The sequence below is a fragment of the Flavobacterium ginsenosidimutans genome (genome assembly GCF_037478105.1).
Lineage (GTDB): Bacteria > Bacteroidota > Bacteroidia > Flavobacteriales > Flavobacteriaceae > Flavobacterium > Flavobacterium ginsenosidimutans.
In genome coordinates this window covers 3,917,817-3,932,940 of record NZ_CP147988.1, presented here as the reverse complement: position 1 = coordinate 3,932,940, position 15,124 = coordinate 3,917,817, and the positions used below count along the sequence as shown (strand labels likewise).

The window sequence follows — 15,124 nt, the reverse complement described above, 5'->3', positions numbered from 1 at the left end:
GTTTTTATAATTATCATTTAAATATGACTGATCGGTCATTTTTATGGTAAAAAAAATTATATCAATTTTTTAGATATAATTTTTTTAAGCGTTTTTTCTATTGTTTTCATGTTATCATTGTTTCCAGACATTCTAGACATCAAATGTCCGCCTTCTAACATAGCAAAAAGTACAGTTGAGAATTCTGCTGCATTCCAGTTTGGATCGAATTCTTTATCAGCGATTCCTTTTTCTATAATAGAAGTTAAAAGCACTTGTCCATGTTTGATTGCGGTATTTACTTTTTCTTTCACAATCGGATTCGTGTCATCAGCTTCCGTTCCAAAATTCAATAATGGACAGCCACCAGTAACTGGCGGATTTATCGGATTACTGAAAAAGTCGATATAGGCGTAAAGTTGTTCTGTAGCACTTTTTCCTTGAGATAATTCTGCCTGAAGTTTACTGCTTAATACTTTCATATTATGATCTACAGCGGCACAAGCCAAAACATCTTTATTTTCAAAATGAACGTACATACTTCCTTTAGACAGTTTGGTTGCTTCCATAATATCGCTCATAGAAGTAGCTGCAATTCCTTTTGTATTAAAAATAGGAGCGGCTTTTTCTATAATAAATTGTCTGGTTTCTTCACCTTTTGTCATGATGGATTGTATTATAACGATACAAATATATGACCGATTGGTCATAAAAACAAATAAATAATGATTTTTTTATGTATTTATTTGTTTTTTAAACAGATAAAACAGCTTTAAACATCTGGAAAGGTTAATGTTTGAAGCTGTTTTGCTTAAATTAAACTTATTCTAAAAAATTAATTCGCTCGATTTCTTTCCTCTTCATTTCCAAAATTTCTTTCTTTAGATTTTATATTTTGGTTTCCAAATTTATAACTCAAAGCAATTCTGAAAGCTCTAGAATCATTGTAATTTTTCATCGTATTTTTAATTCCGTTTGAATAATAAGAAATTAAAGGCTTTTGTGCATTCAATAAATCTTCTCCGGTTAAAGTAATCGAAAGATTCTTTTTTAAAGCTAGAAATTTCACCGAAACATCTAAAATATTTAAAGTCGAAATATTAAAAACCTGATAGCGTCCTGGCAATTGCAAACCATAATTTAAACCCAGAAAAAGAGTTTTAGATTGATTTACTGTAAAATCATTGTTGGTGTATATATAACCGTTGTAACCATCTACAGAAGCAATTAGATTGGTTCTCGATTTTACATTTTGATAGTTTAAATTAAATCCCATAAAGCTGTTCCACCATGAATATTTATTGAAATTGTAATACGTCGAAAGACCGATTTGGTAAGTATCTGCGTAGTTTATTGGCGTGCTTTTCGTGATATTCGTTTCAGGATCGATAATCGCTAATTCTTGTCCGAAATCAGAAACTTGTGAAAAATAAACCGCATTTACCCATTTCTGATTTCTGATATAAGAAAATTCAAAATTGTCGATAATAGAAGGCTTCAAAAACGGATTTCCTTCAGAATAATAAAACGGACTAGTTCTAATCACAAACGGATTCAAATATTCAAAATCTGGTCTGCGGATTCTTCGGCTGTAGTTTAAAGAATAGGAATTGTTATCGTTCGCATTGTAAGTCACATAAGCCGTTGGAAACAATTTAATATAATTGTTTTTATTGGTTTGGTTTAGATTTTCAGAATAACCTTCTGTTTGTGTCGCTTCGGTTCTTAAACCAATTTGAGTTTCCCATTTTTCGCTCAGTTTTTTATTGGCAGAAAAATAGATTGCCTCGTTGTATTCTTTGTAAGTGAATATATTAGAGTAATTTGTATCAAGAATTGGAGTTCCAGTTTCGTTATCAAAAACAGTTAAATTGTTTTTAGTATTCGTATAAAATCCTTTTCCACCAAAGCTAATATTCGCCCAAGAATAAGGAAGTGAAACATCCATTTTTACCGAATAATTTTTCAATTGGTTTAAGTTAGAATTAATTGTTGCGAAATAAGTTTCAGAAATGTTTTCTTTTTGATTGTCCATTTCATTGCCTGAAAAAACTCGAGAATCGTCTTTTTGATAGTTGAAATAATCCAAATCTACTGTGATATTTTTGCCTTCATTATTTAAAACAAAAACGTTATTCCAGTTTAAAGAATTCATTTGTGGTTTGTTTCGTGCATTTACATCAGACAAAATATAAGAATTGATTTCTCCCGAAGTATTATAACGAGTCGTCAACGGATTATTTGCGGAATTTCTGTCATTAAAGCTTCCTAAATATTTTACTCCAGAAGTCCATTTTTCAGTTAATTTATAATCGATACCAAAACCAAGGCTTAATAAATTGGTTTTTGCTTTGGTTGAAATATCTTGTTTCCAAACTTCATTAAGATAATAAATTCGGTTATCTGATGTCGTGCGAAATTGATCTGTTCCTTTATTAATAGAAGCTTGAAGCGAAAGTTTATTGTAATTGTAAATAAACAATCCGTTTATGTTTCCGCTTGCATAACTTCTCTGTACATAAGTAGACCCAAGATTAGCAGTCCATGAATTCGCTTTAGCAGTTTTCAATTTTATATTGATTAAACCGCTGTTTCCTTCCGCTTCATATTTTGCTGGAGGCGTTGTAATTACCTCGATACTTTTTATATTATCAGCAGGAATTGATCTAAGAAATGCAACCAAATCTTCCTGCGTCATTTTATTCAAACGATCGTCAATCATAACCAAAACCTGTCCTTTTCCAACAATAGAAATCGTTTCGTTTTGAACTCTAACTGTTGGCGTAGATTTTAAAGCATCTAAAGCTGTTCCACCAGTTGCAACAACAGAATTTTCGACATTAAAAACCAATCGATCGACTTTTTGTTCTACCAGTTTTTTTCTTGACTTAACGGTTACGCCATCAAGCTGAATCTGTTCTTTTACTTCCAAATTTCCTAAATCAATATTTTGATTTACGATTATTTCTTTGTTGCTAAATTCAGTTCCAAATTGTTCGATGATTAATCTATAATTTCCATTTTCAGCACTTAAAATAAAGTTACCTAAACTATCAGTTGAAGCTTGTTGATATAAAATTTTATCTCTTTTTAATAAAGTTGCCGTTGCAAATTCAAGCGGTGTTTTATTCTGATTGATGATTTTTCCTTTTACTGAAAATTGTTGTCCGAATACGTTAATTTGAAATAGAAATAAGACGGATACTAAAATGATTCTGTTCATGGTTTTGAATTTAATTACAGGGCAAAACTGTTAGAATTAAAACCCAAAAACCACTTTTATCGACAAACCCCTTCGATTAATCTGCAAACCCGTAAAAATGCTTTTTCATGAATGTATATCTTTGTTTTAAAAATATACCGAATGTATAAAGGAACTATTACCAAAAGACTTGAATGTCTAATTCATCTTATTTATTGGATTTTAATTTTTTATTTCTCTTTCTTGAAAAAACCGATTGGAGCACAATTTTCTGTACCTGATCTTTTTCTTTGTACGTACTTTATCGTTTTTATTATTACGTTCTATTTTCATTATTTGATTGTAATGAAAAAGGTTTTTAAAGCTTTTAATTGGAAAAGACTTTTCGCGGGTGTTTTCATTTCGTATCTCGTTTTTACTTTTCTTAGATTTCTTTTGGAACAAATCATAACCAAACTTTTATTTGATAGAGTAAATTATACTGAAGTTAATTTTCTGAATTATATGCTCGATAATTTACATTACAGTAGTTTGGTCATTATTTTGAGTTCGTTTCTTTGGTTTGTTATTTATTCGATTCGTCTTTTGGAATATAACAAGCTTATTCTAGAAGAAAATAAGAATACGGAAATCAAATTCTTAAAAGCACAGATTAATCCGCACTTCGTATTTAATACTTTAAATAACATTTACTCAATGGTTTATTTTCAATCAGATAAGTCATTGATGGCAATTGATAAATTGAGCCAGATTATGCGTTTTACAACTTACGAATCTCAGAAAGAAAAGATTAAACTTTCAGAAGAAGTTGATTATATAAAAGCGTATATTGAACTCGAACAATTGAGACATCAGGAAAGTGTTTTGGTTAATTTTGAGGTTGAAATTAAAAATGAGTTCGAAGAAATTCCGCCATACATTTTGTCCCCTTTAGTCGAAAATGCTTTAAAACACGGAGAAGTTTCAGACTCAGAACCCATAGAAATTCAGTTGAAAGTTTCTTCTGAAAAATTGATTTTTAAAGTGAAGAATAAAATTGGAACACAGAAAAAAGATAGTCTAGGCGGAATTGGTTTAGACAATTTGAAAAAGCGTTTACAGATTCATTATCCTGAAAAACAGCAATTAAAAATCACAAAAGAAGAAAACCATTTTACAGCCGAACTTGAAATAGATTTAAAATGAATAAAAAAATAAACTGCATTATTCTAGACGACGAACCTTTTGCTGTAAAATTAATTGCCGATTACGCTTCTAAAATTTCCAGATTAAATGTTTTATATGCTGATAGTGATGTTTTTAAAGCAATAGAAGTTTTAAATACTGAATCGGTTGATTTGATTTTTATTGATATTCAAATGCCGCAATTAACGGGAATTGAATTGATGCAAATGTTTAATCAGAAATATAATTTTATTATTACGTCGGCATATTCGCAGTATGCTCTGGAAGCTTTTCAATTTCATGTAATTGATTATTTGTTGAAACCTATTACGTTTAATCGATTTTATCAAAGTGTAGAAAAGTTCATTCGTTGGCAGGAAACTTTTCAAGTTCAGGAAAAAGCAGGTGAAGATTATTTATTCGTAAAAGCCGATCGTAAGCATTATAAAATTGCTTTAAACGATATTTTATTTATCGAGGGATTAAGAGATTATATCCGAATTCATACGAATGATGAAAAAATCATGGCATTGGAAAACATGAAAGATATTCTGGGAAAACTTCCTTCGAATCAGTTTATTAGAATCCATCGTTCGTATATTATTCCAAAAGATAAAATTAAAGTTATTGACGGAAATCAGATTGTAATGAAAAGCGGTAATGCTTTGCCAATAGGAGAGACGTATAGAAAGTTGGTTAGTGAATGGTTGAATTAATAAAATAATTAAATGAAAGAAAACAATGAATTAATTGAAGTTCAAAAACAAATTTGCGACAAGTATGGTTTGAAGTTTGAACCTTGCGAATTAGATTTAAAAGTTGGAATATCATTAAATATAATTGAGAAAAACTACGAAATGCCTATTTATGCGTCAAGGCTTCGTGCTGAAAATGGTACAAATGGATGGTATATCTATGCAGGTGACTATTCTGATGCAGATGATTTTTTTAAGCCTTTGCATGCTTCTCACTTAGAGGAATTTTGTCCGTTACTTCTACCTTATTTAGGATTAGCTCCCGGAAGCAAGGTTTTAATTGCAGAAAATGGTAATTATGTTGATGTTTGGGAGGATTTATCTTTGTTGGAAAGTTAATTAAAAAGCGCAAAGTCATATAACCATTTTGCGCTTGCATTAAATTGGTTAGTTAGTTCAAATCCCACCATAACGAAGCGTTGATCCTAAAACCAGCATTGCAACTCCTATTGAAGTAACAGTTAAAATAATTACGGCTATTTTTTTGATATTATTTTCATTGAGATTTGGAATAACATAAAATTGAGCACAAACTGCACAGATAAAAGTACAGAAAAGCAAAATCAATTTTAGTGAAACAACTTTCTCAAATCCACTCTTAAAATGAAAGCAGGTTTCTATGGTTACACCAAAATCATACGCCATCCAGATTCCTGTTACAATCAGTAAAACAAGAGATGACATTCCGAGCGTTTCGAATTTCTTTTCAAAATTTAGAATAATTTTAGGGTCTTTTTTCTTTAATGCTGTTGGCAAATAACAAATAGCTAAAAGTAAATGACCTCCAACCCAAATTGTTGCCGCTAAAAGATGAATTATTAGTATAAAATGATGTAAGGTCATAACATATTCATTTTAAATTTCACTCTCTAAAAATAACTTTTATTTTTGGAGTTGAGAAGTTTTTAAATCTTATTTCTTTATTCGAATGATCTAGTTTTGAAAGAGTTGGAACATTATTCATAAAATGCTGTACATAATAATTTCCTTCAAAATTTTTAGTCTCCAAATATTCGATCATTTTTATAAAATCATTTTCTGAAATTAACGAAGAATGAAAAGTCGTGCGAACCTCAAACGGAATATTCGACTGAATTAAAAGAGAAAGACTTTCTTCAAATTCAGAAAATAAGCCTGATTGCGTTAGTTTTTTAAAGGTATGAGGAAGACTTTTATAATCTAACGCGACATAATCAATTAATTGATCATGAATCAGGCTGTTCAATATTTTTGGATTGGAACCGTTGGTATCTATTTTTACCGCAAATCCCATTGTTTTGATTTCTTTTATAAAATCAATGATATTTTTGTGTAAAGTACATTCGCCACCGCTTAATACTACGCCGTCTAATAATCCTTTTCGGGTTTTTAGGAAAGCAAGAACAGAATCAAAATCTATTTTTCCCTTTCCTAAAACAATATCTGGATTGTAGCAGTATAAACACCGCATGTTACAGCCCGCAAACCACACTATGCAGGCCGTTTTATGCGGATAATCTAATAAAGTAAAAGGCGTGAGGCTAAATATTCCTTTAGTAGATAATGGTTTCTTCGAAATGTGTGCGCTGTTGGTGTTCACCTTTTTTTCCAATATTAAAACTTTCTACAGGTCTGTGATAACCCATTACACGTGTGTAAACCAAGCATTTACTTCTTTCGTTTTTATTCTCTGCTAGAATTTTATGCGTTTTTGTTTTCATAAGCCAAGTGTTTTTGATTGTTTTTATTGAGTAAAATTTCGTCGCATTTTGGACAATATTCATGTTCTCCGTTGAGATATCCGTGAATAGGACAGATGCTAAAAATTGGTGTTACGGTTATATAGGGCAGTTTAAAGTTGGTTAAAACTTTCTTTACAAAGTTTTTACAAGCTTCTGGACTACTTATTTTTTCTCTCATATAAAGATGCAAAACTGTACCGCCAGTATATTTGCATTGCAATTCGTCTTGAAGCAATAAGGCTTCAAAAGGATCATCGGTATGATCAACTGGAATTTGTGAACTATTCGTATAGTAAATATTCTCGTTTTGTCCTGCTTGCAAAATCTCTGGAAAACGCTTTTTGTCTTCTTTTGCAAAACGATACGTTGTTCCTTCGGCTGGCGTTGCTTCGAGATTGTAAAGGTTTCCAGTTTCTTCCTGAAATTCCTTCATTCGCAATCGAATATAATCTAGAATTTCTGTTGCAAAATGAATTCCAGAACTACACGTAATATTTTGCTTTCCTTCAGAGAAATTGATTACCATTTCATTCATTCCGTTTACGCCAATTGTGGAAAAGTGATTTCTGAAATGCTTCAAATAACGTTGCGTGTACGGATAAAGTCCGCGGTCGTACATTGTCTGAATAAAAGTTCTTTTTTTCTCCAAAGTCGATTTTGCAATTTTCAGTAATTCATCTAAATGAGCAAACAAATTGATGATATTTCCTCTGTGCAAATAACCCAAACGTGCCATATTAATCGTAACAACACCAATGCTTCCCGTCATTTCTGCACTTCCAAAAAGACCATTTCCTCGTTTCAATAATTCTCTTAAATCGAGTTGTAATCGGCAGCACATACTTCGAACAGCATTTGGTTTGTACGCCTCAGGGTTTTCAATACGATTTCCTTTTTCATCCAAAATATATTGGCTTCCAATAAAATTCTGGAAATAAGAGGAACCAATTTTAGCTGTGTTTTCAAATAACAAATCTACATTTTCGCCATTCCAATCAAAATCTTCTGTAATATTTACTGTTGGAATCGGGAATGTAAACGGTTGTCCGTTGGCATCTCCTTCGGTCATAATGGTATAATATGCCTTATTGATGAGATTCATTTCGTTTTGAAAATCGGCATATTTTAAATCTATTAGTTTGGATACGCCTCTTTTTTTAGCTTCCAAAATCAGATTTTTATCATTAACCTTTAAAAATAAATGTTCGTCATTTCTAGTCGGAATCTGTTCTTTCAAATCTTCTGGAACATTCCAATCCAAAGTAATATTCGTAAAAGGCGATTGTCCCCAGCGTGCGGGTACATTTAGATTGTATACGAAACTTCTAATTCCTTTTAAAACTTCTTCGTAAGAAAGTTGATCTTTAAAAACATAAGGTGCCAAATAAGTATCAAAAGAACTGAAAGCTTGAGCGCCTGCCCATTCGCTTTGCAGAATTCCTAAGAAATTAGCCATTTGTCCTAATGCTTCTCTAAAATGAGAAGGAGGTCTGCTCTCGACACGGCCGCGCACGCCGTTAAAACCTTCATTTAACAGCACACGCAAGCTCCAACCAGCGCAGTATCCGGTAAGACAATCCAAATCATGGATGTGTATGTCGCCATTCCTATGAGCAGAACCTTCTTCTTTATTATATATTTTATCCAGCCAATAATTGGCAATAACTTTTCCTGCTGTATTACTGACCAAGCCAGCATTTGAATACGAAATATTTGCATTAGCATTAATTCGCCAATCTGACTGGTTAATGTATTCTTCAACAGTTTGTGTACTGTCTATATAAGTGGTGTCATCGTTTAAACCATTAATATGTTCTCGCTGTAATTTTCTCGTATGGCGATAAATTATAAACGAACGCATGGTTTGGAAATACCCGTTTTCAAAAAGCACTCTTTCAATCATGTCCTGAATTTCTTCTACAGGCCACGAATATTTCACCTCCAAACCAGAAAGAACAATTTTAAAAATCTTTTTATCTAAAGGTTTATTGACGCTCTGAAAAGCTTTTTGAATGGCATCCTGAATTTTATAAGCTTCAAAAGGCTTATAATCTCCGTTGCGTTTGATCACATATTTCTCCATGGTTTTGTTTTTAATTAAGACATTTTTTCAAATGTTTTTCAAGCTCAATAGCTTTTGGAAATAAAATATTGTTTTCCAGATGAATATGCTTTTTTAAATCTTTGTCAAATTCTTCCAACATGAGAAAAGCTACTTTATAAGTGTTGCATGAGTCAACAGGAGGAGTATAATTATTGGTTAAAGCAGCAATTCTTTTAAAGCGCTGTCCTTCTGTAATATGATCATCTTTTAAAGTTAAAATTGGAGCTTCAATAGATAAAAAAGGCGGTGTTTCCAGTTCTGTACCTTTACTGTGTGCGGCTTTCATTTTTTTAATAAAAGGAAAAACAACCAACTCTTCTCTTTTCATATGAGCCGTGAGATCCAAATACGTTTTTGAAAAAATAGTATGAATTTCATGAAGCTCGGGATGAATCGCACCGTGAACACCGCATATTTTATTTAAGTACTCCAAAATAACAGGAGATCTTTCTTCTACATATCTATGATGGGTTTTGGTTATATAATCTGCAATCATGTCTGGAGGCCAGCTTTTATAATCAAAAGACTGATTGGCAGAACTGCCTCTTGCTTTTTCAATATGTTCAATAAGAACGCTTTCTTCGATATCTCTTTTTTTGCAGACTTCTTCAATAGTTCGATGTCCTTTGCAGCAAAAGTCAATATGGAATTTTGTAAAAATGGCTGCTGTTTTGAAATCATCTGCTACGATTTCACCAATGGTTGTTTTGCTTGTTAGTTTCATAATGCTTAGGGGTATAGATTAATTTTGGTTTCAGCATATTTTTTGGTCTGCCGCAGCTTTACATTGTTTAACAATTAATAAAGAAGCAGCAATCATGTTCGAAAATTCGATAAAAGGAATCGTAATTTCGTGTGTTTCTGTAAGTGAAACGGCATAATTATGAAGGTCTTTTATTTTTTCAAAAGCTAACTCGGCATCGCGTTCTTCACTGGTGTAAAATGCGGTTACCAGTTTTTGCAATTCTTTTTTAAGTATTTCAAAAGCAAGGTAATCATCGACATTATGTGCCTTTGGAAACTTTGGAATTAGTATTTTGGATGAAAAAATAAATTCGGCAATAGTTCTGTCTACACTTTCTGAAGCCTGATGTGCAAAGACTAAACCTTCGAGAAGTGAATTTGATGCCAGACGGTTTTTACCATGAAGTCCCGTCCTTGCGCATTCCCCGATAGCGTAGAGATTTTTAATAGAAGTAACACCATTTTGATCCACTTTAATTCCGCCACATTGATAATGTGCCGCGGGAACAACTGGAATTAAATCTTTTTCTGGTCTAATACCTAACTCATTGCAATGCGCCGTGATAACAGGAAATTGATTTGAAAAAGCTTTAGGATCCAAATGTCTGCAGTCTAAATAAACATGGTTTTTTCCACTCAATTGAAGTTCTTTACTGATGGCACTTGAGACCATATCGCGTGTTGCCAATTCGCCTCGGATATCATATTTAAATAAAAATCGCTTTCCTTCTCCATTAACGATATGCGCACCAAAGCCCCTAACAGCTTCCGAAATCAAAAACAACGGATTCTCTTTTCCTGTAAATAGCGCTGTTGGATGAAATTGAATGTATTGCATATCCGTAATTTCTGCACCTGCACGAGCTGCAATTGCCAATCCGTCTCCTGTTGCTATTTTCGGATTTGTTGTGTTTTCAAAAAGCTGACCGCATCCGCCTGTACATAAAACAATAGTTCTTGCTCTAATGTATTTAATTCGGTTGTGTTTCTTTTCAAAGAAAAAAGCTCCGGTACAAGTAGTTTTAGCTTTTTTTGTTTCGGTATTTAAATCAATGACCATATGATTTTCTAAGAGCTCAATATTGGGCATTTTCTTGATTATTTTGAGCAGTTTTTGCTCGATTTCTTGTCCGGAGCTATCTTTATGATGTAATATTCGATGCTGTGAATGCCCACCTTCTAGACCTAAATCCCATTGACCCTTTTCATTTTTATCAAAAGATGCACCGATTTCGATTAATTCCTGAAGCCTTTCTGGAGCTTGTTTAATGACCATATTTACAACGTCTTTATCACACAAACCGCCTCCAGAACGAAGCGTATCATGTATGTGTTTATTAAAACTGTCTTTTATAAGGTCTGTCACTACAGCAATACCGCCTTGAGCGAGCTGTGTATTGGTGTTTTTGGCTGTTTCTTTCGTCATTATAACAATAGATAAGTCTGGACGTTTTTTTGCCGTTTTCATTGCAAAAAATAATCCCGAAATACCAGAACCGATGATAAGTATATCTGTTTTAAGCATGTCATTTTGATTTAAGGTTATTGCGTTTTTTATGATAGTTCGAGCATTCTTTTAATAGGCTTTAGGGCTTCTATTCTCAGCTCATCTTTAATTAGCATTTCTGGCCTTTCATTTTTGAGGCACAAATGCAATTTTTCGAGTGTATTCATTTTCATGAAAGCACATTCACTGCAGGCACAGCTGTTGTCTTCTGTGGTAGGAGCCGGAATCAGCGTTTTATCGGGTACAGCTTTTGAAAGCTCATGCAGGATACCGGCTTCTGTGGCCACAATGAAAACGGCAGCAGGATCCGTTTTAATGAAATTAATAATTCCCGAAGTCGAGCCAATGTAATGTGCTGCTTTTAAAATATGGTCTTCAGATTCAGGATGTGCTACAATTTTTGCAGTCGGATTTTTGTTGTATATTTCAATTAGTTTGTCTAATGAAAAGGCTTCATGCACAACACAAGAGCCTTTCCATAAGACCAGTTCGCGTTTGGTTTCTTTTTGAAGATATTTGCCTAAATTTTCATCTGGAGCAAATATGATTTTTTGTTCCGTTGGAATAGATTCGATTATCTTTTTGGCATTCGCCGATGTGCAGACTAAATCGCTCATAGCTTTTATTTGGGCAGAACAATTGATGTAAGTGACCACAATATGATCGGGATGCTGTTCTTTGAATAATTTAAAATCTTCAGGTGGACAGCCGTCAGCAAGCGAACAGCCAGCGTTCCAATCGGGTAATACTACTTTTTTGTTTGGGTTTAAAATTTTTGCTGTTTCTGCCATAAAGTGAACTCCTGCAAAAACAATAATATCTGCATTTGTATTTTGAGCTTTTTTTGCCAGTTCAAGACTATCTCCAATAAAATCTGCTATTTCCTGAATGTCCTCATCTTGATAATAATGAGCCAGGATAACGGCATTTTTTTCCTTTTTCAATCGGATTATTTCCTGTACTAAAAAATTCTTGTTCATTTTATAGTTCTTATTTTTTCGACTTAACTATAAAGGAAAAGCCGTTGATATTTTTTTAAAGCCAGTTTTTAAAATGCATTTAAGCACATAATTTTAATAGGGTAAATGTATTATCAACATTTCTTTCAAAATATGATTCTAATCATACTGTTTTATTTTTATTTGTTTATGTTAAGCGATACAAATTGATTTTTAATGAAAAAGGAATTAGAACAAAATAGAAAAACCTAAAATGCTTATTTTGGAAGTATGATCGTAATCATACTTTATATGTGGTAGGTTTCGGAAATTTGATATTAGTTTTGAAGATGAAAGCGCCGTGAGAAAAGTGCGCTAAAATAAAAAAGTATGAAGACAGATATTAGAGATAGAGATGATATTGTATTCTTGGTAGATGCTTTTTACCAGATAGTAAAAAAAGATCCAACCATTGGATATTTATTTACAGAGGTGGCGTTAGTGAATTGGGAAAAACATCTTCCTATTATGTATGATTTCTGGGACAACATTCTTTTTCATACAGGAAATTTTGAAGGTAATCCGATGGTAAAACACCGAATGCTGGATCAGAAAAGCACTTTGACCGAAACTCATTTTAGGCATTGGACCAAACTTTGGAAAACAACTGTAGATGATTTTTTTGAGGGAGAAAAAGCAAATGAAATAAAAGTAAGAGCCGAGAATATTTCAAAATTAATGATGAATAAAGTTGTTATTTAATACAAAACGGGAACCAAAAAAGTTCCCGTTTTTTACTTATGAAAGATATTAAAGACTGAATTAATAATTTTCCTTTAACCAAAACAAAGGAATAGAAATCTTGTTTAAAGAAATATGATTTCGATCATACTTTGGTAAATCAGTAAAACAGTTTATGATTTATAATTTCAATTTTTTTATTCTTATTCATCATTGATATAGTCCGAATAACAGTTTCAACACGTAAGCCTGTAAAGTCTGCAATTTCTTTTCTCGTATATGGAATTTTCATTTTTCTTGAAGCTTCAATATTATGCTGTTTTTTTAAATTATCTAAAAAATATTGAATTCGATACTCAGGTTTATGATTGATGATATTTTTTGAAAAAACAATTTTATTGTAAATCTTCCATGCAAATAATTTTAATAATTTGGTTTGTATTTCGGGATTTTCTTCAAGGAAAGAAAAGAAATTATTTTTTGATAATTTTAAGATGATACAATCGGTTTGTGCAACGGCTGAAGCAGGGTAGGGCTGATCTATAAAAAGAGGTGGCTCGCCAAAGCTATTTCCTTCATTAAAAATACCAATTGTCAAATCTTTACCGTCTTCGTTGGTGTAGCCTATTTTTACAGTTCCTTCTAAAATTTGGTAATACGAAACTGGCGAATCATTTTCATAAAAAATGATCGAGTTTTTAGGAACTTTTCTAGCTACAGCTCCCCAGGTATAAAGCAAATCGGTATCAATATGCATTCTTTTTCTAATAATACATTATTAAAGGTTTGATTTTTAGTAAGTGGTATTAATTATTTGAACAAAGAAAAGTATTAACGGAGAAAGAAAATATGATAATTGTTAGCTTTTGAAATTGTGTTTAAAAACGAAAGCATGAAAAGAAGTTTCTTTTCATGCTTTTTAAAATTATAGAATTTTAAGATTTATTTTGCGTCAATTAGTGTAAGTGAAACCCTTCTGTTAAGCGGTCTGTTTTCAGCCGGAGTATTAGGGACCAGCGGTTCGCTTTCCCCTTTAGAGAAGAGATGCATTCGGCTGGCTTCAATTCCCCTGTTCTGGAGATAGTCTGAAACTGCCTTGGCTCTCTTCATTCCGATTTCAAGATTTCGCTGCTGGGTTCCTATATCGCAGGTGTATCCGGTAATATTGAGCTCTGCATCTTTATCTGCTTTTAGTATCTCGGCGATTTTATCCAGTCTCGAAGCCAGTTCGGGAGTTACTTTTGCGCTTCCGATTTCCTGGAAGGCAAGGGGCTGCTTTTCGATGTAGCTCCTTTCCTCGGCAGTAAGCTCTTTTCTGGCTGGCGCAGCCTGGACAGCTTTCTGCTGTGCGGGAGCCGCCTGCTGAATTGGAGCCGTCTGCGTCTGTGCAGGCGGTTCCGCTTTCGCCTGCACAGGTTCCGGTCTGCCTTTAGCTAAAGAAAAGCCTAATTTCAGCTGGATCCCCGCAGAAAAGTAGCGGCTTTCCTGCACTATTTTTCTGTTTCCGGCCGTGCCGTCTGCCTGAATATTGTCAATTCCGTTCGGACTGTATGCCGCGATATTTGCATTGGGAGTCTCTTTTGCCAGATCAGTCAGGCCATAATCAATATATATGCCTGTGTAAAGCTGTGTCCTTTCTTTTAATCTGAAGGCAAGGCCTGTTTCGGCACTTAATAGAAAAGCAGGGTCTAGGCTTACGGCTGTCTTATCCTGCCAATCGGTTACTTTTCCGAATCCGTGGGAAGGCAGATCGTCAACCAGAAGATTCACGTCAGGATAATAGCCGCTCAGCTGCAGTTCGGATGCCGAAGCTTTTACGGTCTGCTTTCCGGGAAAGAGGATTTTTCCCCCGAATCCAAAATATAATCCTGTCTGTGAGGCAATTGATGTTCTGTACTGCATCATAAGGGGAATCGCAGCAGAAATAAAATGCTGGTCTTCCTTATAATTGGTCGGCGTAACCCGATACTCGAAAGCGGAGGTCTGGTCATCAACCTCATAGCTTGAGATTGTGGTTCCGTTATCCAGTCCAAAGCTGTTCTGGCTGTATGTGACATCAACGCCAGCTGTAATTCCCCAGTGGCCGCTGAAGAAATAGGTGTACCCGACACCTATTCCTCCGCCAAATTTCAGTTTTCCGTCTCCGATGCTGCTGTCATAAAGGATTCCAGAGGGGCCTGCGTTAATCTTAAAATTAAGTTCCTGCGCTTCTATCGAGATATTAAATAGTGCCAATACGGCTATAGTGATTTTAATCTTCATTTCCTGT

15 protein-coding genes are annotated in these 15,124 nt (G+C 33.6%); 4 read left to right on the top strand and 11 right to left on the bottom strand.

Annotated elements, in window-relative coordinates:
* Window positions 1-56: 56 nt before the first annotated feature.
* Window positions 57-644, bottom strand: coding sequence for a TetR/AcrR family transcriptional regulator (locus V6624_RS17405; protein WP_111282915.1), 588 nt, complete (start codon window positions 642-644; stop codon window positions 57-59).
* Window positions 645-814: 170 nt separating this feature from the next.
* Window positions 815-3,202, bottom strand: a complete 2,388-nt coding sequence (locus tag V6624_RS17400) for a TonB-dependent receptor (protein ID WP_111282917.1) — start codon at window positions 3,200-3,202, stop codon at window positions 815-817.
* Between the two features lie 141 nt (window positions 3,203-3,343).
* Here V6624_RS17400 and V6624_RS17395 point away from each other — a divergent pair, with 141 nt between their 5' ends.
* The 3 genes from V6624_RS17395 to V6624_RS17385 are packed head-to-tail and all read left to right on the top strand — an operon-like array spanning window position 3,344 to window position 5,439.
* Window positions 3,344-4,366 carry a sensor histidine kinase gene (locus V6624_RS17395; protein WP_239455545.1) on the top strand — a complete coding sequence of 341 codons (1,023 nt, stop codon included), beginning with the start codon at window positions 3,344-3,346 and terminating at the stop codon, window positions 4,364-4,366.
* The gene (locus tag V6624_RS17390; protein ID WP_111282921.1) at window positions 4,363-5,061 is read left to right on the top strand and encodes a LytR/AlgR family response regulator transcription factor; all 699 of its coding nucleotides are present in this window, start codon (window positions 4,363-4,365) and stop codon (window positions 5,059-5,061) included. The genes V6624_RS17395 and V6624_RS17390 overlap by 4 nt, the downstream gene beginning before the upstream one ends.
* A gap of 12 nt (window positions 5,062-5,073) precedes the next feature.
* Window positions 5,074-5,439 (top strand): immunity protein Imm33 domain-containing protein, encoded by a 366-nt coding sequence (locus V6624_RS17385; protein ID WP_111282924.1) that lies wholly within the window; start codon window positions 5,074-5,076, stop codon window positions 5,437-5,439.
* Between the two features lie 57 nt (window positions 5,440-5,496).
* On the opposite strand, the gene V6624_RS17380 is transcribed toward V6624_RS17385, so the two are convergent.
* Genes V6624_RS17380 through nadA form a run of 7 tightly spaced genes read right to left on the bottom strand, consistent with a single transcriptional unit; the run spans window position 5,497 to window position 12,156 of the window.
* The gene (locus tag V6624_RS17380; RefSeq protein ID WP_111282926.1) at window positions 5,497-5,943 is read right to left on the bottom strand and encodes a CopD family protein; all 447 of its coding nucleotides are present in this window, start codon (window positions 5,941-5,943) and stop codon (window positions 5,497-5,499) included.
* Window positions 5,944-5,962: 19 nt separating this feature from the next.
* Complete coding sequence (locus V6624_RS17375; RefSeq protein ID WP_239455546.1) at window positions 5,963-6,679, bottom strand: anaerobic ribonucleoside-triphosphate reductase activating protein; 717 nt, start codon at window positions 6,677-6,679, stop codon at window positions 5,963-5,965.
* Window positions 6,633-6,800, bottom strand: a complete 168-nt coding sequence (gene nrdD / locus V6624_RS17370; protein WP_204251652.1) for an anaerobic ribonucleoside-triphosphate reductase — start codon at window positions 6,798-6,800, stop codon at window positions 6,633-6,635. The genes V6624_RS17375 and nrdD overlap by 47 nt, the downstream gene beginning before the upstream one ends.
* Window positions 6,781-8,904 carry a ribonucleoside triphosphate reductase gene (locus V6624_RS17365; protein WP_111282928.1) on the bottom strand — a complete coding sequence of 708 codons (2,124 nt, stop codon included), beginning with the start codon at window positions 8,902-8,904 and terminating at the stop codon, window positions 6,781-6,783. The genes nrdD and V6624_RS17365 overlap by 20 nt, the downstream gene beginning before the upstream one ends.
* A gap of 10 nt (window positions 8,905-8,914) precedes the next feature.
* Window positions 8,915-9,649 carry an iron-sulfur cluster repair di-iron protein gene (gene ric / locus V6624_RS17360; RefSeq protein ID WP_111282930.1) on the bottom strand — a complete coding sequence of 245 codons (735 nt, stop codon included), beginning with the start codon at window positions 9,647-9,649 and terminating at the stop codon, window positions 8,915-8,917.
* Window positions 9,650-9,679: 30 nt separating this feature from the next.
* Complete coding sequence (gene nadB / locus V6624_RS17355) at window positions 9,680-11,194, bottom strand: L-aspartate oxidase (protein ID WP_338839528.1); 1,515 nt, start codon at window positions 11,192-11,194, stop codon at window positions 9,680-9,682.
* 29 nt (window positions 11,195-11,223) lie between these two features.
* Entirely contained in the window at window positions 11,224-12,156 is a 933-nt protein-coding gene (gene nadA / locus V6624_RS17350; RefSeq protein WP_338839527.1) for a quinolinate synthase NadA, read from the bottom strand.
* A gap of 348 nt (window positions 12,157-12,504) precedes the next feature.
* On the opposite strand from nadA, the gene V6624_RS17345 reads away from it, so the two are divergent.
* Window positions 12,505-12,876: a group III truncated hemoglobin gene (locus V6624_RS17345; protein WP_338839526.1), complete on the top strand. Its 372-nt coding sequence runs from the start codon at window positions 12,505-12,507 to the stop codon at window positions 12,874-12,876.
* 139 nt (window positions 12,877-13,015) lie between these two features.
* Here V6624_RS17345 and V6624_RS17340 read toward each other — a convergent pair whose 3' ends face one another.
* On the bottom strand, window positions 13,016-13,612 hold the full coding sequence (locus V6624_RS17340) for a Crp/Fnr family transcriptional regulator (protein ID WP_338839525.1): 597 nt from the start codon (window positions 13,610-13,612) through the stop codon (window positions 13,016-13,018).
* Between the two features lie 185 nt (window positions 13,613-13,797).
* On the bottom strand, window positions 13,798-15,117 hold the full coding sequence (locus V6624_RS17335) for an OmpA family protein (RefSeq protein WP_338839524.1): 1,320 nt from the start codon (window positions 15,115-15,117) through the stop codon (window positions 13,798-13,800).
* Window positions 15,118-15,124 lie beyond the last annotated feature (7 nt).